At 40.4% G+C, this 24,725-nt stretch carries 15 protein-coding genes; 5 read left to right on the top strand and 10 right to left on the bottom strand.

Annotation, left to right across the window (positions count from 1 at the left end; translation table 11 throughout):
- Entirely contained in the window at nt 1-1,599 is a 1,599-nt protein-coding gene (locus tag NXS00_RS12745) for a PepSY-associated TM helix domain-containing protein (RefSeq protein WP_258099592.1), read from the top strand.
- Nucleotides 1,600-1,643: 44 nt separating this feature from the next.
- On the opposite strand, the gene NXS00_RS12740 is transcribed toward NXS00_RS12745, so the two are convergent.
- Entirely contained in the window at nt 1,644-2,339 is a 696-nt protein-coding gene (locus NXS00_RS12740; RefSeq protein WP_258099591.1) for a hypothetical protein, read from the bottom strand.
- Nucleotides 2,340-2,377: 38 nt separating this feature from the next.
- A complete protein-coding gene (locus NXS00_RS12735; protein ID WP_258099590.1) occupies nt 2,378-2,917 on the bottom strand; it encodes an RNA methyltransferase in 540 nt (179 codons plus the stop codon).
- A 217-nt stretch (nt 2,918-3,134) separates the two neighbouring features.
- Here NXS00_RS12735 and NXS00_RS12730 point away from each other — a divergent pair, with 217 nt between their 5' ends.
- The 4 genes from NXS00_RS12730 to mutS all read left to right on the top strand — a co-directional run bounded on the left by NXS00_RS12730 (nt 3,135) and on the right by mutS (nt 7,801).
- Nucleotides 3,135-3,866 (top strand): dioxygenase family protein, encoded by a 732-nt coding sequence (locus tag NXS00_RS12730; RefSeq protein WP_258099589.1) that lies wholly within the window; start codon nt 3,135-3,137, stop codon nt 3,864-3,866.
- A gap of 4 nt (nt 3,867-3,870) precedes the next feature.
- The gene (locus NXS00_RS12725; RefSeq protein WP_258099588.1) at nt 3,871-4,383 is read left to right on the top strand and encodes a hypothetical protein; all 513 of its coding nucleotides are present in this window, start codon (nt 3,871-3,873) and stop codon (nt 4,381-4,383) included.
- Between the two features lie 2 nt (nt 4,384-4,385).
- On the top strand, nt 4,386-5,063 hold the full coding sequence (locus tag NXS00_RS12720) for a pirin family protein (RefSeq protein WP_258099587.1): 678 nt from the start codon (nt 4,386-4,388) through the stop codon (nt 5,061-5,063).
- A 125-nt stretch (nt 5,064-5,188) separates the two neighbouring features.
- On the top strand, nt 5,189-7,801 hold the full coding sequence (gene mutS, locus NXS00_RS12715; RefSeq protein WP_258099586.1) for a DNA mismatch repair protein MutS: 2,613 nt from the start codon (nt 5,189-5,191) through the stop codon (nt 7,799-7,801).
- A gap of 18 nt (nt 7,802-7,819) precedes the next feature.
- Here mutS and NXS00_RS12710 read toward each other — a convergent pair whose 3' ends face one another.
- The 8 genes from NXS00_RS12710 to NXS00_RS12675 form a co-directional block, all read right to left on the bottom strand.
- Nucleotides 7,820-8,245, bottom strand: coding sequence for a hypothetical protein (locus NXS00_RS12710; RefSeq protein WP_258099585.1), 426 nt, complete (start codon nt 8,243-8,245; stop codon nt 7,820-7,822).
- Between the two features lie 151 nt (nt 8,246-8,396).
- Nucleotides 8,397-8,624, bottom strand: coding sequence for a hypothetical protein (locus NXS00_RS12705; protein ID WP_258099584.1), 228 nt, complete (start codon nt 8,622-8,624; stop codon nt 8,397-8,399).
- A 123-nt stretch (nt 8,625-8,747) separates the two neighbouring features.
- Entirely contained in the window at nt 8,748-9,611 is an 864-nt protein-coding gene (locus NXS00_RS12700) for a hypothetical protein (protein ID WP_258099582.1), read from the bottom strand.
- 239 nt (nt 9,612-9,850) lie between these two features.
- The gene (locus NXS00_RS12695) at nt 9,851-10,360 is read right to left on the bottom strand and encodes a hypothetical protein (RefSeq protein WP_258099580.1); all 510 of its coding nucleotides are present in this window, start codon (nt 10,358-10,360) and stop codon (nt 9,851-9,853) included.
- Nucleotides 10,361-10,363: 3 nt separating this feature from the next.
- The gene (locus NXS00_RS12690) at nt 10,364-11,461 is read right to left on the bottom strand and encodes a PorP/SprF family type IX secretion system membrane protein (RefSeq protein ID WP_258099579.1); all 1,098 of its coding nucleotides are present in this window, start codon (nt 11,459-11,461) and stop codon (nt 10,364-10,366) included.
- A 7-nt stretch (nt 11,462-11,468) separates the two neighbouring features.
- Nucleotides 11,469-15,119 carry a cadherin domain-containing protein gene (locus NXS00_RS12685; RefSeq protein ID WP_258099577.1) on the bottom strand — a complete coding sequence of 1,217 codons (3,651 nt, stop codon included), beginning with the start codon at nt 15,117-15,119 and terminating at the stop codon, nt 11,469-11,471.
- An 11-nt stretch (nt 15,120-15,130) separates the two neighbouring features.
- A complete protein-coding gene (locus tag NXS00_RS12680; protein WP_258099575.1) occupies nt 15,131-23,437 on the bottom strand; it encodes a LamG-like jellyroll fold domain-containing protein in 8,307 nt (2,768 codons plus the stop codon).
- A 12-nt stretch (nt 23,438-23,449) separates the two neighbouring features.
- Nucleotides 23,450-24,427, bottom strand: coding sequence for a tail fiber protein (locus NXS00_RS12675; protein WP_258099574.1), 978 nt, complete (start codon nt 24,425-24,427; stop codon nt 23,450-23,452).
- Nucleotides 24,428-24,725: the final 298 nt, after the last annotated feature.

The following is a 24,725-nucleotide window of genomic DNA, read 5'->3' as shown; positions in this document are numbered from 1 at the left end:
ATGAGTAACAGAATTTACAATATCCTTTTTCATACCCATACAGTCAGTGGCCTGGTCATAAGTGTGGCTTTGTACGTCATATTCTTTGCTGGCTCAATTAGCTTTTTTAGAGATGACATCATCGCCTGGGAAAGAGGTCAATCAATAGCGCCAGATACCCAGATGGAAGCCGATTACAATCAGGTGTTGGATACGCTGGCAGCTAGGTATGGAGCACTCTACGGTCGGAATATCAATATTCGTCAGCCACATCAGGAGCGAAACATCGTGGTATCCATGGAGCCATCAAAGGACTCGTTGGCTTCGGATTTAGCTAAGCAAAGTGTGTTTACCTATATCGATACAAATACCTATGAAGAGGCTAACTATTTCTCCTCTTACACTCTGGGTGAGTTCATTTATCGTCTGCACTTTTTTGCTCAGATTCCATACCCATATGGGTATTTACTATCCGGTTTTGTAGCTTTCTTTTTTCTATTTGCCATCGTTACGGGAGTTGTTGTTCACTGGAAAAAGATCATTTCTAACTTCTACATTTTTCGACCTGCTGCTAAGCTAAAGACCATCTGGACGGATGCTCATACAGCACTTGGGCTGATAGGGTTGCCCTTTCAATTTGTGTTTGCTGTAACTGGTGCAGTGCTCATTATTGGTACAACTATCATGTTAGGGCCAGCCAGTTCATTGATTTATAAAAACGATAACGAGCACATGTTTCGTGAATTGATGGATCAACCAGAACCATTGACTTTTGAAAATGACTCCATCGGTTTTACTGGGGATATGAATGATTTAATTCATCAGGCAACATCACATTGGACAAATGCTAATTTGAGTAGAGTGGTTATTCAAAATTACGGTGATCCAGCTATGCGCATCATCATAGAAGGTAAACCTCAAACCACAGATGCCTTTTTAGGTTTGGGGAGAGTGACACTTGATCGATCCGGGCAAGTAGTTTCGGTAACCGAGGCACAGTCCATCAATTATGTAGTAGGAGCAGATCAAACAATGAGGAGTCTTCATTTTGGCAACTATGGCGGCTATGGATTACGCATCATTTACTTCATTTTTGGAATCGTATCGTGTTTCGTGATCCTGTCCGGAGTACTGATTTGGGTACGTGCCAGAGATAAGAAAAGCACAGAACCCTGGAAGCGAAAAGCTAATGAATGGGTAGGAAGCATCTTCATGGCTGTTTCCTTGACGATGTATCCAGCTATGGCATTAATCTTTAGTGCAGTCAAATTATTCAAAGATCCAGCTGATCCAACACCCCAAGTGATGATCTACAAAGTGTTTTTCATTACGTGGTTGATTCTATCTGTCGTTTTTTCAATCAGAAAAAGCAATTTCATCACTACCAAGTATTCTTTATTGCTCGGATCTCTACTTGGATTCTGTATTCCTGTGGTCAATGGACTTGTTACTGGCGATTGGTTTTGGCAAACCATGCAGAACAACCAAACTCAAATCTTTGTGGTAGATGCATTTTGGCTGATTACTTCTGTTATCACATTGCTAATCTTTTTGAAGATTAAGGAACCTAAAAATGATATCAAAAAAGGAGAAAAATCGACTGATAATGCCAACAATTAGGTGAGTAATTAACGTACGCTCATTTGAAATTGGACCCTCAATTTCTAATCCAATGTATTGATATACTGCACAAGAATCATCAAATCGGCTTCTTTATTCAGGTCGATGTTCTGCTCTTTAATATAGGTTTTGGTTTCTTCGGTGTGACCTACTATGAGCTTGGCAAATTTGTTGGCAGAGCCTGTGATTTTCTCTACTTCCTCCCCTTGCATCAAATAATATTTAGGAGTCATTAAGTATTCGTCATAGGCATTAGCGGACTTATAGGCGCCATTATTTCTAGCTTCTACGAATGTTATTTTTCGCTGTTTTACCAAGGAGAACGGTTCATCTTTCACTAGATACTGCATGTAAATATTCTCGTCTGCCGCCAGTGCCGATTTTACGAAAGTTAAGTCACCAGACTCCAATTGAAGTTTGAATCCTTTTACTTGAGACTTAGGAATATAGATTTCTGAATTGTTTTTACTTAAAATCAATTCATCCTTGAATAGATCCAATTTGAGTTTCAGCCCTTCCAGCGACTGTCCATTTTGTAGATATACATCACCCACTACCCAGTCCTCATTGAAAAACGGAGTCCCTTTGGTGCCTGAACCAATGTTGTTATAGGTGTAAACCATTTGGAAGTTATTGGCTCTACCAACTTCTTCAAGATTGTTTCTAGTATTGACAGGTCCTTCCTGAGCGAAAAGAATTTGTGCGATGATTGTCAATAAACTAAGTAGAATGATGCGCATAGTCTTGGTATAAGTAGCGATTTCGATACCCTAATTTACTAGGAATTAAAAAACTTCGTTTTGGACACAAAATCCCAAATGGTAATCCCAAGACTTACTGAAATATTCAATGAGTGTTTCGTGCCAAATTGAGGTATTTCTAGCACTATATCCGATCCTTTAACAACGTCATCGTTCACACCAAATACCTCATTTCCAAAAACAAAGGCATACTTAGATTCGGCATCTGGAAGGAACTGATCCAGCTTAGTGCTATCATCCGCTTGCTCCACTGATACTATTTGATAACCATCCGCTTTCAGTTGCTGAATCAGACTTTTTATATCTGTTGCATGTTCCCATTCTACCGTTTCAGTAGCACCTAGAGCAGTCTTATTGATATCTCTATGCGGAGGAGTGGCCGTAATACCGCACAAATAAATTTTTTCCACGCGAAAAGCGTCCGATGTTCTAAAGGCACTTCCCACATTGTTCATCGAGCGAATATCATCAAGTAGAATGCACGCATTTAATTTTTGAGCTGACGCAAATTCTTCTGGCTCCATACGGCCAAGTTCCTCGTTCTTTAACTTTCGCATAATCCTAAAATTCACCTCAAAACTACTATCATTTCTCGGGAGAGGCTATTCATTGCCCTTTTGACTCGTTGAAAACTTCATTTGGTTGATTGAATGAATGACTTCTTTGGTTGAATCTATCTTGAGCAATGCAACCTCCACAATAATTTGGAGGTTCAAGAAAGGACTTATGTTGTTGATATACAGATACAACAGAGGTCAATCAATCGAGAAAAGTATGAAGAGAAAGGAATTTTTAAAGAGGTTAGGAATGGGCGCTGCAATGATTCCAATAGTAGCCTGTAGCGCCAGTGATAGCGATGAAATACTATCCAATACAGAAGATACATCTGAAGATGTGTCGTCACCTGATTGTAGTCTGACCAACTCAGAAACAGAAGGTCCCTTCCCGATAAAAGACCCGTCTTCTTTGGTGAAAACGAATATCATAGGAGACCGTACTGGTGTGCCTCTAAGTATTGCCATTACTATTCTAAATATGAATGATGATTGTAACCCATTAGAAGGTGCCTTGGTAGATATCTGGCATTGTGACAAAGATGGATACTATTCGGAATACGGTGGCACCAACATGCAATCAGTAGATTATTCAGATGTTCATTTCTTGCGTGGACGACAAGTCACTACTAGTGAAGGTAAAGTTGAATTTACCAGTATTTTTCCTGGTTGGTATCAGAGTCGATCTACACACATACATGTGCATGTTTATAATGCCTCTGGAAAATCCCTTTTAGTAACCCAAATAGCCTTTCCTGAGGACAGTAGCGATTCACCAGTTGTTCAAGTGAATGCAGCAACAGACTATGGCTATTCCAAAGGGATGTCTGGTTATACATATCATTCTTCCGATAATGTATTCAGCGATGGTGTTGATAATGAATTAGCCACAGTAGAGGGATCAGTAAGTGGTGGCTATGAGTTGACACATTCCATTATCGTTAGCGGGTAATCCGATGAAAGGTCAGGTAAAATTATGCTACAGGAAGTTGGTGACTTCAGAGTCGAAATCGGCCTGGGAAAAGGGTGTCTTCGAAGATTCATTTCGTGAGTTTTTGATCCAATCTCAGCAATTTGACACTGACGGCTCCCTTAGAACCTTTGCGCAGTTTGAGCAGAGTTCGATTGACATGGTTAAGTTCAACTATCTAGTAAGCACTTCCATTGTTGGTTATCTCCGAGGTTTGAATGGCATGATGCCTGACCATTACAATGTTCTAGACCAGGCCTGTGTTCCATTTAAAAATTATCAGTTTGAGATAGTAAAATCAGATCTTGATGATAAGTCAGCACATGTTATTACCATCAATTTCTACAGTGACTGGCTTACCTGGATTGACAACATCAATGGACAGCTATTATTCACCGATGGTGATAAACAACTCTCAATTTTAAGAGGAGAAGAAATATTTACACACATGGTTTCACTAGGTGAGAATTTTCAAATATGTCAGTTTAAATCAAAATAGTGATGATCAATACAATCGAAGAGTCGGCAGTAATTTTTTTAGCAGATCTAAGAAAAATGAATTCAAATGTTGGATGCACGAAACATCACATTCTGTCTCCACAGAACGAATACTTACCACAGCATGGACATTTCTTTGCACTCCAATCTGTAAAGGAGGTTGACCTGATTGCATGTAAAGAAGACATTACAGTTGCCCAATCAGATATGCAAGTAGTGTTGATTCCTATTCAGGGCGAATTGGCCTATAAGGCACTAGCAGAAGTGAAAACCATTGATGTGGGAGATGTTGTTTCATTTTCCATCTCTAAAGGGCAATCGTATGCGGTTTTCAACCCTTATTTTGAAAGCACTATCAAGTATCTGGAAATACAGTATGAATCGTCAGCGTCCGTTAATCATCAGTCCAAATTTGATTTGGAAGAAGGAATTAACTCGATGATTGAAGTGATCAGTCAGGAGAATATTCGAATTTCTCTTGGAATGTATGAAGGTCGTCAGGAAGGGATGGTACCTCCTTCCAAGAGGAATAGAGTCTTCGCCTATGTCATTCAGGGAGCCTTCGAATTTCAGAACAGATTATTGCAACCAAAAGATGCACTTGCATTGTGGGATAATGAACGTGAAGTAGCGTTTGAAGCATTATCAAATGATGCCATTTTGTTAACTATTGAGCTATAGGAAACTTAACCAGCATCAAAATGTAGAATCGTGGCCAATTAAGGTGGCGATTTTTTTACATCTCTCGTGGACTACTTGTAATATTGTGGCTTAGTTGCAGCGCACATAACCACCAATACTCCACAATGGCCAAAGCAAAGAAAAGTTCAGAGACTCCCTTGATGAAACAATACAATGCCATCAAGGCAAGATATCCTGGTGCATTGCTCTTGTTCCGTGTTGGAGATTTTTACGAGACTTTTGGAGAAGATGCCGTGAAGGCGAGTAAGGTTTTGGATATCGTCCTGACCAAAAGAGCCAATGGTTCTGCATCACATATAGAGTTGGCTGGTTTTCCGCACCATTCTTTGGATGCTTATTTACCACGATTGGTGAGAGCCGGAAACCGGGTGGCAATTTGTGACCAGCTGGAAGACCCAAAATCAGTCAAAGGTATTGTGAAGCGGGGTGTTACCGAACTGGTTACTCCTGGTCTATCGATGAATGACAATGTGTTGGAGCAAAGAAGAAATAACTTCCTGGCATCCATTCATTATGATGAGAAAGCATGCGGGGTTTCTTTTCTTGATCTGAGTACAGGAGAGTTCCTGGTTTCTGAAGGAAGTGTTGATTATGTGGAGAAACTGATTCAAGGATTCCAGCCTTCAGAGATTATCTATTCAAAAGCAGAGAAAGCACGATTCGAAAAGTCATTTGGGGCCAATTATATCAATTTTCACCTGGAGGACTGGATCTTCAGTACCGAATATGGGTATGAAAAATTGACCAGACATTTCAGTACCAATAACCTCAAAGGCTATGGTGTAGAGGAAATGAAGCTTGGAATTATTGCTGCTGGAGCTGTGCTTTTTTACCTGGAAGAAACCGAGCACAAGGAGGTCAAGCACATTGGTCAGCTGTCAAGAATTGACGAACAGCAATATGTTTGGTTAGATAAGTTTACCATCAGAAATCTTGAGTTAATTCATCCAAGTCAATCTGATGGCACTGCGCTAATTGACATTATGGATAGCACTCAAACGCCAATGGGAAGTCGATTGCTTCGCAAATGGATGGTGCTTCCGCTTAAGAATAAAGAACAAATTGAGCGCAGACTCAATACAGTAGAAGCATTCATGGAGGAAGATGATCTTCTCAATGAAGTGAATGCTTATTTGAAACAAATTGGTGACCTGGAGCGACTGATTTCAAAAGTAGCTACAGGAAGAATTAACCCTCGTGAGTTAGTTCAGTTGAAGAAAAGTTTGAGTCAGATCAAACCAATTAAAGACGAACTAAAAAAATCATCCAATCCCATTTTTGCTCAACATCTTGATCAGCTCAATGAGTGCGAAGCGCTACTCTCCAACATCGATGCAGGATTAAAAGATGATGCGCCAATCAATGCTACTCAAGGGAATATCATCAAAGATGGTGTTAATGAGGAGTTGGATGAATTGAGAAAGCTTGCTTTCTCTGGTAAGGATTACTTGAAAGGAATTCAAGAGCGAGAGACTGAGCGAACAGGTATTTCTTCCTTAAAAATAGCTTACAACAAAGTGTTTGGCTATTACCTGGAGGTGACCAATGCTCATAAAGATAAGGTTCCTCAGGAGTGGATCAGAAAGCAAACTTTGGTCAATGCCGAGCGATACATCACCGAAGAACTTAAAGTTTACGAGGAAAAAATCCTCAATGCAGAAGGCCAAATATTTGTGATAGAGCAGAAGCTCTACATGGAGTTGGTTTCGTTTGCCACAGAATACATTGAGACCATTCAGCAGAATGCCCGATCGATAGCATCTCTGGATTGTTTGACCTCTTTTGCTTATCTGGCGAAGAGAAATAGCTATGTGAAGCCAATCATCACAGATGAGTATTTGCTGGATATCAAAGAAGGACGTCACCCGGTTATTGAGCAGAACATGCCTCCTGAGGAGGACTACATCCCGAATGACGTGTATCTGGATGATGAGAGTCAGCAGATCATGATCATCACTGGACCGAACATGGCCGGTAAGTCGGCTTTGCTTCGCCAAACTGCATTGATTGTATTGATGGCGCAAATGGGATGTTTCGTTCCAGCAGGCTATGCCCGTGTCGGTCTGGTGGACAAGGTCTTTACCAGAGTCGGAGCTTCAGATAATCTTTCCAGAGGTGAGTCGACCTTTATGGTGGAGATGACCGAAACGGCCAGTATTCTCAACAACCTGAGCAACCGCTCGCTGGTGTTGATGGATGAAATTGGCCGAGGAACAAGTACATATGATGGGATATCCATAGCCTGGTCTATTGTAGAGTATCTGCATAATCATGAAAGTTATAAGGCCAAGACGCTTTTCGCGACCCACTATCATGAGTTGAATGAGTTGACCAACGACTTGCCAAGGGTTAAGAATTTCAACGTGGCGGTAAAGGAGCTCGAAAACAAGATTATCTTCATTCGTAAACTCCAAGCTGGTGGTAGTGAGCACAGTTTTGGTATTCACGTGGCTCAATTGGCAGGTATGCCAAACCAGGTAGTAATACGAGCAAACACCATTCTGAAACATCTGGAGGCAGACAAACTATCTGAAAGCGATAAAGAGAAGTTGGCAGAAGTTCCTAGCAGTCAGTTCCAGTTGAATTTGTTTGAGAGTGATCCTCGATTTGAACAGGTAATGAAGCTTCTTAGAGGGATAGATATCAATACCATATCACCCGTTGAAGCGTTGCTCAAAGTCAATGAAATGAAAGAGGTGCTCAAAGGCAAATCTTAAAGGTTATTCTTAAACACTTTAGGGGAATAAGATAGATTCAGGGAAAATCTGAACATCATCAGGTAATCTTTGATATTCATGCACCACTGATTGTAAATCATCTAGTGAATTGGAAGGGCCATAAACCTCAATGTTGGTATCGGTTATTTGATGAATCATGAGGTATTGTCCTTCAATAGTGGTAATTAGAGATTGATTTTTCTTGGAATCATACTCTCTTTCCGTCTCATAAAAGCTGTCATAGATGCTGTCGCCAACCGAGTAAATAAACAGTATTTTGTGTATTTCATCTTCTCCTACTGGGGTTAGTCCTATTGAAAAATAAAGAGACGTATCTTCAATATTTTGATAATGTCCATATAAAAATTGAGGACCAAAATTTTGATGGGCCGGACATGCTGTAATAATTAAAGCTATGCTGACAATAGGCAATAGGCGTTTCATACATTCCAAGTAACGTATTAATTAGGAAAGATCAAATACTGCTGCCTGATAACGTTTTGATTTTATCTTCATAGAGAGGTACTCAAAGGCAGGACATAAGCCGCTTGTGGTATTCTCTGATTCATCAAATCAAATTTCCAAAATAAAAGAATTAATTCAGTCTACTGGAATTGACGCCACATCTCAATGCTTTGTCATATTGCGAGATGATATTGTTAACTATTGATAGGTTATTTAAATACTGTTGATCCTTTAACGAAAGTTTTTCCAGATGTGATTTAATCTTATAAGCACAAGTCTTGGCTATTTCTAGTTCATCTGGCTCCAATTCTTTGATCAGTGACTCATGGTCGATATTGATTTGATGGTTTAGGTTCATGGTTGAGGGTGTGAAACACGTTAATATTAGCAATTACATAATTAAACGATACACTATTTTATAATATTTAAATTAATATACGAAATAAGGTTAAATAATTATTAAATTTTTAAATAATGCATTTTACATCTTTCGCTGATAGTGGTAGACGTTTTGTTTACTGTGTTCATTAAATTCACTTACCGTATAAAACGAATTGTCAGGAGCAAAGGTGATTGCCTCTCCCTGTGGTTCCACAACATACGGTATAGTGTACTCTGGACCTTTGACGAACCTTTCTTTAAGAGAAAGGTTTGACGCAGACCAATAAAAAATAGTATTATAATTTTTGAGGAGGATTTCACCAGACTCATTGATGTCACCTGCTGTGAACATTCTTAACTGAATTTGCCCTTTTGGTTCTAGAGACTTGGATTCTCCAGCTTCGAACATGAACGAATACAGGTAACAGGATTCATCTCGTTTGCTCACAATGACTAACTCGCCAGTTTGGAAATCATACATGAGTGTCTCCGCATCTCTGGCTCCATTGGTGTATGTTAGTTCCATCTCCAACCAGTCATTGATGGCTATTGAGTCCTCGGTTTCTAATTTTGGTTCTTCCAGCATAAAGATTTTAATGCTTTCTCTTTCCGCACGGTTATCACCGATCTCAGCGATGTATAGATGCTCACCATCACTGGTGATGTCTTCCCAGTCATAGTTTTCTGCACCATTTAAGTATACGGTTAACTTAACTTGACCAAGAGTGTCGATCAAGTAAAGGGAGGGCTGTCCCTGGCTATCATTGTGCGTCCACAGATGACCCGGATTTTTGGTGCTATACTCCAATCCAGAAGTCTCTAATAATCTTTTGTCTGTGATATTAGAGATGATCTTTCCATTCTCAAAAATTGATTGATTGATGGGATAAACTCCATCACGGATATCCACATTGCTTTTACATGCAATAACTGCCAGTAGCAGTGAAATGGGCCAGAATTTCATTAGTTAAAGGTTGATCGTAACTTGGTAAACAACGATCCTGACATAGCTGATGGTAGCTCTAAAATAGTAAAAAAAATCAGCTTCGCAATAAGTCACTGATTTTCTGTGCGTTTATGAAGATCTATCAAGTAGCGATTTTAGATGTGAAGTGATTACGCGATAAAAAGAAGAAGGGAGAAATAGCTAAGTTTCCTTAGTATAACTCCCTTCAAACATTCAATACACCGACATCAAATGTACTAGTTGTTCATCTGCTGCGTTTTGGTTCGTTCCACAAACCAGGCATCAGGAACTATGCCTCTAGTTTTATCGAGCTTATCAATTAATCGATCATCTTTCGGGCTTTCACTGAGCACGACAAAAAACCAATTTCCGGATTCGGATTGAACGAGTTTTAAGTCGTCCTTCAACTCTTCTTTCAATTGATTCAAAGCCAGAGAACCTCTAGCCTCACTCTTTTGTGCTTCAACTACGATGTAGAAAGAACCTGTTGGTTCGATCATCAGTGGTCTTAACTTCTCCAACAAGCTATCCAGTGTGTTTTCCAATACCAGTATTCTGGCATTGGCTGCCGAAAGTTCACCTTTGAGCGATATCAATTCATCTTCTTTCTCCACAGACGAACGAATCATTCTTTTCAGTTCATCAATCTTATTGGCATTCTGAGAAACCAATGTGCTGTCCTGTGATGCCTCCTGTGAAAATAAAATCAGTGGAGCACAGAAAAATAGTAATGCTATTAGCCTCATACTCTATCGATTTAGTTTGTCAAAAATTTGAAGAATCTGGCCTTCCAATTCTTGCAACTTCACCGCGATTTCACTTGAATTAGCCACCGAATTTTTCTCAATCAGATCGTCAAGTTCTCTTTCGATTTCAATCAATCTGCTGCGTAGATAATCCTTGTCATAGCTGCCAGTAGCAAGTTCTTTTGTTTCAGCCAGCAATTGATTGATTTGGCTGTTCAATGCAGAAACTTCTTTCTTTTTGCTGGACTTTAGGGTCACTCTGACAGAGATTTCATGCGTAGTGTTTGTTCTAGCATTGGATCCAAAAGGAGACTCATTGATATACCCTACACTGAAGTCACTCACTTTGATTCTTCCTCCAAATCGTAGACGATCATCTGAACTATATCCAGCAATTCCGCTTAAGAGATCTTTCCACGTTACGGTCAAGAATCCATCAAAGATGTTCTTGTCATCCGGTCTACTCTGATAGATCACTGCTGGTTTTAGACCAATGTTTGCTGACGCAATTTGATAATTGTAAGCAGCAGATGATAAAATTAAAGGTTGAATTCCCTTATCAGATTCTACCAGGTGAGGAGTAGAAACACCCAATTCCACATTTTGGTGGAACAGCAACACTCCCGCACCAGAAGTGAAGTGTGTGTAGTTATATCCTGAAGAAGTCAATACTGGGTCTCCAGTTGCTAATACTTCTTCATTGTTGTTAACTCCGCTTAGGTCAATGGAGGAGTTGGTCACACCAAATGACATCCCGAACCGCAAGAAACTACCTTCTGTATTCAATTGGAATTGCTGAGCATAGATTCCTTCAAATCGTGTAATATCGAATACGCCTCTGCTATCACTGATTATTTTGGCTCCAATAGACTGTACATCAGATATCGCAAAACTTCCAATGGCAACATTGTTTGTTGGACTTCCCGGTACACCATTAAATTGAGATCGTGACATGAAAAGTATGTCAAATCCACCTTGTGTCCCCACATAGGCATTGTTAATATTGGACCAACCCAGAGAGTAGGAATAAAGATTATTCAAATCCTGAGCAAAGACCGACGAGGACGAAATTGTTAGTATTAGAAATAGTAATTTTTTCATGCGAGGGTCATTTTAATAGTGAAATTGTACCAGTAAACTTCTTGCCTGGAAATGTATTGTTCAGCACTTCGTAATAGTACACACCAGTTGAAGTGATCACTCCATTGTTATTTCCATTCCACTCGTTATCGTAGTTGGAAGCAACAGAGAAGACCAATTGTCCATTGGCGTTAAAGATTTTCACACTGTAGTTGGCATAGTCTACTACATTATTGATGGTCCAGGTATCATTAATACCGTCACCATTTGGAGTTACTATATCAATCGATGGAAATTTCGATGCAGAAATAGCTTCAACCTCAATTGTGTACTGAGCTGTAACAGAAGCACCTTCACTGTCAGAGGCAGTCACTTCAATGATCAATTCTTCATTATCCGCAAAGTTGAGTACCTGACTTGTCACCAGTTCCTCATCAATTATTTCTACTAAAGTGTTGTTGTTTTCGCCTAGTGAACTGGTTAAACTAAAGGTGATGGATTCGTTTTTATCGTCATCGTATACCGATAAGTAACCAATCAATGTACCAATTGGCTGATCTTCCTTGATGGTTCTGTTATCCAATTCCAGATCTTCTGGAGTTTCATTTAAGTTAAGGATAGAAATATCCCAACTTGACTCCACAGTCAGTCCATCATTGTCAGTGGCAATCACAGCAATAGAATAGCTAGACTTTTGCTCAAAGTCAAAAACCACAGCTGACTGTAATTCATTACCCACTATCTGGAATGCGTTGACATCTGAATCATTGCCATCTGTGAAACTATAAGTTACTGTTGGGTTGGTATCATCATCTTCTACATCTAAAACGCCGATTACTGTTCCAATAGGAAGGTTTTCATTGATTTCTTGATTGCTAAGTGTGAAGTCGTATGGAGCTTCACTATTATCTAATACATTGATAATAAAAGCTTCTTCATATGTTTCATTGGCAGAATCAGTAGTTCTAATTCTGATCGAGTAAGAAGACTTGGTTTCGAAATCAAATACGGTAGAAACGATCAAACGATCGCCCTCTATAGTGAATGAAGCATTGTCCGTATCTCCATCTCCTGCCACTAACGTATAAGTGAAAGTTTCATCTAAATCTTCATCGGTACTAGTCAAAGCAGCTAGCTCCACAGAAGAATCGTTTCCTTCTAAAAGCTCAGAGTTTGAAAGTTGAATAGCCGTAGGAGCCTCTTCCACATCGAGGATACTTACTGTGTAAGTTTCCTGAATCACTTGATTTTCAGAGTCACTGACTTTCACGTGAAGTGTGTATTCATTTTTGATTTCGTAATTGAATACTTCTTTTGTACGGATTTCCTGATCGACCAATTCGAACAAGCTGTTGTCATTGATGCCATCTTCTACTAATTCAAATGTCAACGTTTCGGGAGCGTCCTGATCAGATACACTCAATGTCCCAAGTACGCTTCCTACAGCTTGATTCTCTTCTATTTCTGTTGATGATAAAATCAAATCGTAAGGAGGTTCATTGACATCCGTAATGGTGATTGTGAAGGATTTCTCAAAGAATTCGTCTGCAGAATCCGTCGTTCTCAAACGAATGGAATACGAAGACTTGGTTTCAAAATCAAACTTCGTGGATGTAAAAAGTGTGTCCCCATTGATAGAGAAAGTAGTGTTATCTGTATCTCCATCACCAGTTACAAGCGTATAAGTGAACGTTTCATCTGTATCGTCATCCGTGCTCGTCATGATAGCTACCTGTAGAGGTGTGAAATTCTCCTCTGCTACAGTTTCCGATGACAGTTGAATATCCGTTGGAGTTTCCTCCTGATCGATTATTGAAATAGTAAACGTTTCTTCAATGCTTACATCCTCTGAATCGGTTACTTTGATGGTTACTGAATATTCGTTTTTCACTTCATAACTGAATACCTCGTTGACAAATAGTTCTGTTCCATTTAGAGTAAATGAAGCATTATCATTTTCTCCTTCTACGAATTCATAGGTCAAGACTTCATCTGTGTCTGGATCATCGGCAGAAAGAGTGCCTAAAACTGTTCCAACTTCCTGATTCTCTTCGATAGATAGGGTGCTTAACGCTAAGTTTGAAGGCGTTTCATTGACATCTGTAATCGAGATGGTGAAAGATTTCTCGAAGAATTCATTTGCAGAATCAGTTGTTCTCAAGCGGATTGCAAACGATGATTGAGTTTCAAAATCGAATGCAGTACTTGTAACCAGCTTTTCTCCTTCAATAGAGAAAGTTGCATTATCGGTATCACCTGTACCTGCCACTAAGGTGTAAGTGAAGGTCTCATCAGCATCATTGTCTTCGCTTGTCAAAGTGGCTATTTCTAACGGAGTATCGTTGTTTTCAGCAACCGTAGTATTAGATAATTCGATATTCGTTGGAGTTTCTTCCAGATCTACTACCGAAATGGTGAAGGTTTCTTCAATGCTAACATTCTCAGAATCAGTTACGCTTATTACTACAGTGTATTCACTTTTTTCTTCGTAATTGAAGATTTCGTTGGTAGACAATTGGATTCCTGATAATTGGAAAGATGCATTGTCATTGGTACCCGTCACGAAAGCATAAGTGAGTACTTCACCAGTATCTGGATCATCAGCAGAAAGAGTGCCTACTGCTGTTCCGGCATCCTGATTTTCATCTACTGTTAGCCCGCTCAAAGCCAAATTGCTCGGAGATTCGTTCAAATCGTTGACAGTAACTTCAAATTCAGCTTCGAAATACTCACCACCAGAATCTGTGGTACGAATACGAATGAAATAAGAAGGTTGAGTTTCAAAATCGAAAGTAACAGGGCTCACTAATGAAGTGCCATCAATTTCAAAAGTGCCATTGTCTGTATCACCAGTGCCAGCTACCAATGAATAAGTGAATGTTTCATCCGTATCTTCATCTTCAGATCCTAGTGTTCCGATAGTGAATGGAGCACTTACGCCTTCATCAATGGCTAGGTTAGATAGAGTTAGATTGGTTGGTGTTTCATTTAGATTGTTTACATCAATCACAAATGCAGCTTCTATAGAGCAGATTGCATCAGCAGCTTCTACCCGGATTTCATAGCTTTCTTTCACTTCGAAATTGGCTACTTCCTGCAATTTCAACTCACTTCCAGTGATGGTGAAACTTGCATTATCTGTATCTCCATCACCAGCAACTAATGTAAACGTGTGGCTATCACCAGTATCTTCATCATCCACTGATAAGTTGCCGATCACGTCACCAACCGCATTGTTTTCATCTACATCCAGATTATCCAATACCAGGTTTACTGGTGGGTGATTGTTTCTAATCACTTGTGGAACAGAAGGTGTACCATAAGAAGCATCATCCTGAAATGCCAGAACGGTCGTTGCATCTATGATTTGATCATTGTCTTCGTCGTAGATTTTGAAAGAAATGTCCTCTCCTGATATGGTGTTGCTATACACCGTCAGTAAAGCCACGTATTTTCCATTAACTACTGTCGCACTTAATACTGATCCTCTGACATTTGCGCCAACAAATGCACCCAATCGATTGGATGCATTCGTAAGCTCAGTACAGTTGACGTCCAAAACGGCCGTTACGGTCATCGAATAGCTGTAAGAGGCGGGGGAAACCGACCATCCCGGATCGGCTGCCCAGCTCTTCAGCATCGCAAATAGTGTTACTATTAAAATGATATATTTTTTCATGTTGGTGTCGGTTATTTGGTCTCTTTAATTACTCTGAATCGGAATTGCTCTACACCATTGTCCAGAAGGACCATATAAATGCCATCAGGCAATAGAGCTCCGGTACTTGAGCGACCATCCCAAACATATTTTTTAGAAGTCACGGTTGCTTCATCTACAAGTCTACCAGCCAGGTCAGTGAACTGAAGTTTAAGCGGTAGTGATGCATTCGCATTTAGCTGAATGTTCAAACCAGACTCAAATGGATTCGGATAGATGCTTACTCCGGCTTTTTCAAGCTGAGCTGCAAGTATTCGAGCACAAGCCTTCTCATCAGTCATGGTTAAACTGATTGGCTCATTTACCGTTCCTTTAAGTGCATCCGACACAAATACTTCCTTGCGATCCAACGCAAACGCTTCTCCTAAATCAGCGCTGAAATATTTGAATTCAAGTGTCTCTTCATTGGTTTCTGCGTGTGCAGTAAGGAAGAACAGTCCATTATCTAAATCAGCATTTTCATAGATTGGTGTGTAGCCTCTGCACTCTCCATTTACAAATACTCCCAGATAATCTCCGGCTCTACTTGAACTTTCACAAAGGTTGACTTGAGCAACAATCGACATGGATTTAGCAAAATTGTAAACGTCAACGTTCCATCCCTCTGGAGCTGAAATAGGCTCTGAGGTCACATTATTGTCTGTTCTCAGCAATGCAGGATCAGGGAATGTCAATGTTCCAGGGCTAGCTACTTGGAGCATATAACCTTTGGTAGGAACCATGAACTCCAAACTACCAATCCAACCCAGCTTATCATCATACAAGGCAAATCCATTTTGTCCTTTGATGAAGTCATTGTTGGTAAAGTTCATGTTGCCCAGGGCAGTGTTTACCTCCATGTTTAGCGAAGAAGGATAACCTATCCAGTTCCAACCAGTAACTAGTGGAATTTCCACAGTATCCACCTTAACCTGTGTTCCTGAAATGTTGAATGATTGAGCTGCGCCCAACTTCATTTTGTATCCAGTGTACACATCAAGACCTCCCTGATTGGTCACTTCACCAATCCATCCGGTTTCCATTCCATACTGATCAAACTTGTCAATCGTCTTTATCAAATCACCTTCTGTGAGGGTCAATCCTCCGAAGATTTGATTGGAATTCACCATGTTGACGGCTGTTACATTGAATGAAATCCAGTTCCAACCTTGCTTCATGTTATAAGTCACCAATATTTCATCTCTTACGGTAAATACTTGAGGACTTGAAGGACTACCAACCACATTGTTATTCAAGAAATCCAATTGTGGAGATACATTCACATGAATCTTTCCTTCGTCTGCATTCCAAACTTTGAAATCAAGCGTCTCACCATTTGACTTATTAGAATACACATCCATGAAGAAGATGTATTTGTCATAAGCAGCTACATACTCCAAGTTGGCAACACCTCTGATTTCTCCTCCGTAATGAGCCGCGATCATGTCATTTGGATCCGTAGACATGATGCCATTCACATCCAAGACACCAATTACACTCATGCCATATTCGAAAGACTCAGGATCAACAGCCCAGTCTGGAGCTTCTTGATACACTCTCAAATTGATATCAAACTTCTCCTGGAAGCCAAAGTCAGAGCTCAAATACAAGGAATGTTCGTACTCACCAATATTGGTAGCTTCCTTCACCGTAAACCTGAGTGTTTTACTGCTGTTTGGAAGCAGGTTACCTGTAGGTTGATCAATGTCTAGCCAGCTAGGAATATTAGAGATCTCGTAAGTCTGCTCAGTACCTCCCAGGTTGAGAATGTCCACTGAGAAAGTAAGCTCTTCGTAAAGCAACTTCTCAAGATTAACCACTTGCTCATCCCAAAGAACCGTATTCTTGTTCACGTATGCCGTCCAGGTAATAGGAGATGCCAACCTGTTTTGATTAAGGTCTTCTATATTCTGAACAGTGATTTCAAGAACTGTTTTCTCAATCACAGATGGATCATCCGTTAAGTTAAGAATGATTTGATCCTCATTAACAACCCAGTTGAAGCCAACATTTTGTACAGGTCTTGGCTCTTTTAGATTCGGAACATCACTATTATCTGCCGATCCACTACTTGCAGTAGCAGTGAGATCATCTTCAGGTGTGTTAGATGCTAAAGAAGGCTGTAAAATCTGATTGATGTCATAGTCATCAAATGGCAGGTAAGCCATTAAACCTATTTCATCACCTTTCAATGCAGCATTTCTATCCAGTTCCAATTGCTCTTTTGTACGAGCTAATTTCCAAAGTCTGAATTCGTCGATTCGCCCAGTAAAGTGACGATCGTATGAGTACGTACCTCCAGAGTAGAACTGACGTGCACCAAGTGCAAACTGTGCTCCGGTAAATCCACCAACATTGCTACTAGAAGTAAATGCTGCCTGATTGCCATCCACATAAACGGTGGTATTTGCGATGCGCTTCAATACAACTGCCACATGGTGCCAGTTGTTGTCGAATACATCAGGAGTAACCACCAAATTGACACCATTATTCTGCACGTAGAGCTTGCCATTAGCATTCGCTCCTACTACCCAGATGTTTGCAAATGGAGGTGTAGAATCATCGCCATTTCCACGTCCATTGGAGAACATTACTGTATTAGACTGAGCGGAAGCTTTCATCCAAAACTCGAAGGTCATGTCCATGGAATTAGAAATAGGAAGTGTTCCTGAAGGCAATGAAACAGTATTTGTCCCATCAAATGGCCAAGCATAACCCACAGGGAATACTCTCCAGTCAGCACCGTTCAGTACGGCATTGTGGTTTCTGGATAAATCGTATGCCGTTAAGGAACGAGCTTCATTCATCGGCCATAAGCCTGACAACCCTACTTCATCTCCACGAAGCGTAGTGCTCATGTTGGCAACGATAGCTCCCTGACCTTTAGAAGCTTCCCAAACTCGTACATCATGAACGTAACCATGATAGAAGTTTGAGCCAGCTTTAGATTGTCCAAAGTAAACTCTACCTGAACCTTCAAAATCACCTGAAACTGTGGTTTTGTTAAGAGCAATCTCGTCATTCATGTAGAATGCAACTTCCTTATCCGTATAATCATAAACTACAGCCCAGTGCATCCAATTATCAGAGGAGGTATAGGTATCGGTAGTTGTGAATGTAGAAGTACCAAGCTTCGCATAGAAGTTGTTAGAACTGTTGAACCCTAACTCAATATCACCTTGTGAGTAAATCACACCATTGGTATTATCAGTTAGTTTTTCTGTCCAGAATTCGATAGTGAATGACTTGTCAGTCAATTTCACCCCCTCTACTACAGTCGCATTGTCATCAATTCCGTCGAAGAACAACACAGAGTTGTGATCGATTGGCTGGCCATTAAGAACGCCTTTTACAGAGAAGTTGAACAATGTCAGTATTCCTGCTTCAATGTCCTCATCCAATGTCAACATGATGTCTTCACCTGGTGAAAGAATGCCGTCACCTGGCTGTGGAGTACCAAACTGAAGTGGACGTTTCACATCTTTGATACCTGACCTGGTTTCTGAGAAGTTCTCTGTTCCATCAGAACAAGTCGTCTTCAATCGGACATCATAAGTTCTGTCCGGAAGATCCTTTGTTTCCAGAATATAGCTCAGGTTGGCTAAGTTGTTCACAAAAGTCTTCGGTTCTGGAGCAGCATTGAATTGTGTTGCATCCACATAGTAAACCATGTCCGTCAACCACTGCGAAGATGAAGTGGCTTTGTACTGAACGGCAATCGTTTCGAAAGATGAATGTGTCAAGTCATATCCAGCTAATCCAACAGTAATTGGAATAGAAGAGATATCATTTCCACTGTACACAATCTGACTGGTATTGACCAACCAAAGATCATCAGGCGAAGTGATTTCAACATCAGAACAAGCTGGTTGGAATCTTGCCGTAACCGAAACAGAATCCGCAATAGTTGGCCATGGAGATGTAGGATCAAACTGACACAATGAGTGTAGAATCACCGTCACATCTTCAAATTCTGTAATGTTCGGATCAACCTGGCTGATAGATAAAGTCTTCTTCAATGTAGATCCTGCAGGAATAAAGAATACTCTACCATCTTTTAAGGACGCACCATCTATTTCTACCAATCCTCCTGATACACTAGACTCATCTATTGAAAGCTGGTACCACGCAGGGTCTCCAGAGTCAGATACGTTGCTTAAGCTAAGTTTAAAATTGGCGGATTTTCCTTCTAACACATCAGAAATGATCGCATTTTCTACTAATAGCTGCGGCACCTCTCGTTGAAGAGTAGCTTCTGATAAAGTAGCGCCTGGTGTATAGTATTTAGTTTGCTCTTCACCTACATATGGACACATACTTTGCCCACCTCTAACTTTGAATACTGGTCCTGTTCTGGATCCAGGATCGCGTACATCCATACTGTAATAATCTCCTTCATCTGAGTCAGATAAAACATATCCGAAAGTTTGAGTAGTAATATTACCAGTAGTTGAACTTTCTGTTTCTCTATGTTCAAAAGACATAGAGAACTCAACTTTTGCTCCTACACCATTTACCTCAATACCAGCCGATCTGGCAATATTTGGGCTTACACTGAATTCAAAGGTTTCAGTTCTTACTTTAGATTCCTCAACTGTTGCTGAACTTTCGAAAACGACACCTGCATCGTAAGAGTAGTTAGTGATTACAGTTGACTCCAGTTTTTCTCGCTCGTTTCTCGCTAAAATGTTTTTCCAACTCTGAATTTGATTGTTGTAATATGCAACACTGTCTACAAATTCATCATCAGTGCCAGGTCCATATCCAGCAGGATAGGTAATGCTGTAGGAATCTCCAGTGATACCTGTTGAAGATCGTGTTTCTGTCGTGTTAGCTTCACCATAGCCAGAATCTGTAGGACTTAAAGAAGTTGAATAAGTCCCGCTTATTACCGCAGACTTTAAGTATTCATTTCTTAAGAATTTCAGATCTGGTAATAAAAAGCCTTCAATGTGATTTTGAGTGTATTGGAATGCGGTAGAAAACTCTGGATTCATTCTCAAGGCATTTTGCTGACCAATTTTGTAATTGGTGCCTCCAAAACTAATCATAGGATCTACTTCTGTTCCGTCCCAGGCGCTTTCTTCGATTAACTCGATGAAAAGACTGTTCCCGTAAACGATGTTGGTAGCATTCCCAATAAATACATCCCCATTTGATCCAACAAAATCAGGGCTATCGCTGGTACTCCAACGCTGGGTATTCGTCACAGAGTGAGTCACTGTATTGTTATCTGCCCATTCAAGCGACTGCTCAAGTCCGATACTTTCATTAGCCTCAATTTTCACTTCATTTTGAACGGTAGCCCCTGGTACCCCAGTGTTTACGGTTACTTTGGCACCCATTTGAACAGTCCCTTTTAAAGAAGAAGCTTCTTTACTTGATGCAGCAAGCGACATTTCAGTGGTATTTGTTGTTCCCGTTTCGTAATACGAGTAACTATTGGATCCATGTGGATCACGCAATATCATGGAAACCACATTTGGCCCAGAAGTCACGAAGTTGTTACCAACTGGTTTACCCCCAAGCACATAACCTTTGAAGGTTGAGCCCCCAGGTAGCCATTCTGTTGTAATTGCTCCTCCTTTTCCGCTATATACAGTCAATGAGAATGTCTTCATATAACTATCAGCTCCAGCAGACGCGGTATTCGGAATACCACCTAAGAAATCATAGAGCACTTCTCCGTTTTCGTCCAATGAGAAGGTTCTTCTAGCGCTTTTATTGGCTAGTGCGTTTTGAATTTGAACTTCTCCGTCAACTACTGGTACCTGATCTGAGGCATTAGAATTGTCTACGTTTACATATTCTTCAAATACGGAAACTAGAACTTCATACTTTTTGCGCTGAGTGAAAATAGGCGCAGCGGTATTCCAATCACCATAGTCATCACCACTTACCACGCTGATTTCTGATTCACCTACAGTTACTACATCATCCCAGAAACGAGGAACAGATGAGTCTTTGGATGTAACAGAAACCGTAGGGTTTACTCGAAGAACTAAATTTTGCATGAAATTATACTGAATACTATCATATGCATATCCGGCTTCCGGATCAGAAGGATCTAAATAAGCAGAATCTATTTCAGTTTTAAGAGAGAATACATTGGTTAGGTCCCAGGTTGCACCAACCAGATTTCCAAAATCACTTGATATATAGTCTCCTGCTTCTAAACTCTTAAGGCTGTATCGTTCTGGTAAGAGATATGCTGTGAACTCACCAGTTTTGGAATCTGCCTCAATGGTGATCCTACGAGAGTTGTACGTATTTAATATTTCATATCCAGTAGTAGCGGTTGTTTCATATTCTACCGTATCACCTTCGTGTACATATTGCATGGCCCATACTCCAGAACTATCAGCTGCTTGTTCTTTCAAGTCATATGGTTTCTGTGGCTCTAGTGCAAAGGAGGCATTACCTATATTGTTCACAGATTGTCCTAAACCTGTAGGTTTTTCACCTTCTACTGGGCCACCTACCACTTTCCCAATCACTTTTATGAGTGTAGAATCTCTAAAGAAAGAAGGGTCAATGTTAAAGTCAGTTTGGAAATCAAAAAAGGTATCTGGTGATGGGAAATAACCATCTCCTTCAAATACGTGACCATTCTTTACTAATTGTAAACGGTGTTCTCCTATTGGTACCTCTAAACTGAAGAAGCCGTTACCATCAGTTACTACTGGTGATCCACCAGAAGCAATTGCTGCTACTCCATCCACGGCGATCTGAACGCCACTAACCGGAAATTTGGTATTGGAATAAAAAACGTAGCCTGTGACAGAAAAGGAGGATTTGTCTACGAAATTCACACCACTGAAAGTAGAGGATCCAGGGCCAATAAATCTACTAGCCTGAGTAGGTGAGAACTTGTGCGTACCAAATGCAGGAGTCAGTGTGTATAGTGACCCATCAGAAGTATAAGGTATGCCGGACACTAAATAGTTACCATTCGAATCTGTGATCCCTTTTACTGCTAGCTGAGTAGCTGTAGGTACTTCCGTAGACCAGGTGATGTTGAACACACTGCCGTGCTGTTCATGAAAGTTGAACCCTTGTCTGGACAAATCATAAAAATAGTCACCAGTGGCTTCGTTCAATCTGTAATAGGCAGACAATCCTGTTTCCGTCCCAGAGATGATTTGGAAGGTTTTCACTCTGATTTGAGCATCCGTTCTGGCTTTTTTCCAGATGCGAATTTCATCTAGATGTCCTTTGAAGAAGTTGCTGCCGCCTTCAGACTGCCCTATGAATACTTCATTGTTGTTTGGTGTAGTTGTTAATCCTGCGATTAAACTGGAAGTTTTGAAGATTTCATCATCCTCATACATCACATAGAGTTTCAAGGAGTCATCAGCAGTTCTTACAGCAGAAATATTGAAGAACTCTCCAGCTTTCTCAGTGAAATTCAGCGTTATGGAATTCGCCGCATTTTCTACCGCAAAAGTAACCTGACCACTTGCTGTATGAGTGATTTTGTACTGATTTCCTTTCTGAAAAATCGTAGCGGGATAGTTAGCAGTAGCATCTGGTTTTACCCAGGCCTGAAAGGTAAACTCCTCTTCGAATTTAAAATCAGCATGATCAGTCTCAGGAGATATTCCTAGATATGAACTTGTACCATTTAATAAAACACTCGTAGAGTTGAACGAATCATCTGTTTCAGCGATAATGGTTACTCCTTCTACTGGTGCTCCGCCTTCGTCTACGAAGGTTACACGTCCGGAAACACTCCCTGATGGCAATCTGAATCCAACACCTTCGAGTGTGTTTTTGAAGTTCTCCTCAAAAGCGTAAAGACCTTCCGCTTTCAATTTGTATTCATACATCACTCCAGCTTCAGCGAACTCATCACGCCAGGAGGTAGCATCTGTAGAAACGGTAGCTACTTGAGTGTATTCCGTATCAGCTTCTGACAGTAATTTTCTGTAGATCCTGAAATAGCTCACTTCATCCTGAAAACGAATCAGTTCCCAGCTCAGCTGGACATATTCGGGATAATACCCTTTGGATACAAAGAGATCTTCATCAAAGGCATTTGGTGCAAACCGTAAAATATACGGGAAGCCCGTTATGACGGTTCCATCAATAAAGGCTGTATTACTGGTGTCTTTAAAAATAGAGCCACCAAAATAGGAGACACTCAGGGTGTCATTCACTTGAACTGATTGACCACTGGTATAACCAATCGCCTGTGGTGGCGATACCGTTTGGGCATAGGAGGTCAGATGCACTAAGCACCCAACACATGCCAGTAAGGAAAACTGTTTCCATCCTGACAGTAGTTTCGGAAACTTCATAGTCAGGAGTGATTAGTATTTGATGATGTAGTTAACAGCTTTGTTGACAGGACGAGTTTCAGAACTACCAGTAGAATTCACAGTTACAGTATGTGAGTGTTGGCCATGAGCGGTATTCGTTGCAGTTGGGAATTCATACATTTTTTCGAGGTTGGCTGCTCCATAGGATAAATCATCATCCGTAGAATTTGCTGTAAAGCTTCCATCGATCCTCATTACGCCGATTGTTCCATTTCCGGTCCTTTGATTTCCAGTTTTTCCGATTCCATGATCATGAATACCTGCATTGCCTGACGATGCAGTGTGACTATGTGATTGGATAGCTCCTCCTTGAGAAGAACCCAGAGTACGGTTGGCATCTGTGCCAGAAGTGGTTTCATTTAGACCTCTTAAAAACTGTCCTCTAAGATCAGGAATATTGAAACTGCCTGCTCCTGTTCCTCCCCAAGCGGTGCCAATTGCATCAAACAATGGTGCGTATTCAATGTCTGTAGAGGAATTTATTGTTGATCCATCGCACAATAACCAACCGTTTGGAACTTTAGTCGCAGGTCCAGCAAACGCCATAATGGTACCCACCGGAACACCGTTAGATGCAGATTGAGCATAAGGAACTGCATTTAAGGTTTTATCGCTGATGGTAGCGTATGTTCCTCCAGATGTCTTTTTTACTTCAACCTTTAGTTTGAAGTCATAATAGTTAAATTTTAGTTCCTCAAAATTTAGATTTGATTCAGCGCTCAGTTTCGAGCCTTCGCCTACGATAGCGCTAAATATACCGTATGGGTCAGTGGTCAAGGCGTGCTCTTCAGCATAATTCTGAGAAGAACTGTATACAGTGAATTTTACGGTGACGTTTGTGGAGGCAATAGCACGATCATCTCCGTCTATTGCATATCCTTGGAAAGAAAAGCCTTTTGTTAAGATTTGACTGAAGGCGAATTGGCAGATAAATGTTAAAGCAAATAGTGTTAGCGTGATTTTTTTCATCTTTATATAAGATCTTGTTTGAATTAAATTTTTAAGATGGATGCTTTGCATCCGTAGGTTTTTGTAATCGTCCTTTGATAACTGTTATCTCTGGATTCTTATCAGTTTTGATGGTTGTATTTAGGACTTGAATCCTAAGGTGAATGTTGGTTGATATACGGTGTGGCGCAAGGTCTAATTAGACAATGGCTACTGATTGTGGTTCTTTGGCGGTGCATTGCGGGCATCATATGTCTTACTTTATATCAGTACTAAACAATCAATAGTGGTCAGTACAGGTCGATTTAATCTATTAAAA

Origin of the sequence: Marinoscillum pacificum (assembly GCF_024714495.1) — a bacterium.
Lineage (GTDB): Bacteria > Bacteroidota > Bacteroidia > Cytophagales > Cyclobacteriaceae > Marinoscillum > Marinoscillum pacificum.
This window is presented reverse-complemented; position numbering and strand designations above follow the sequence as displayed.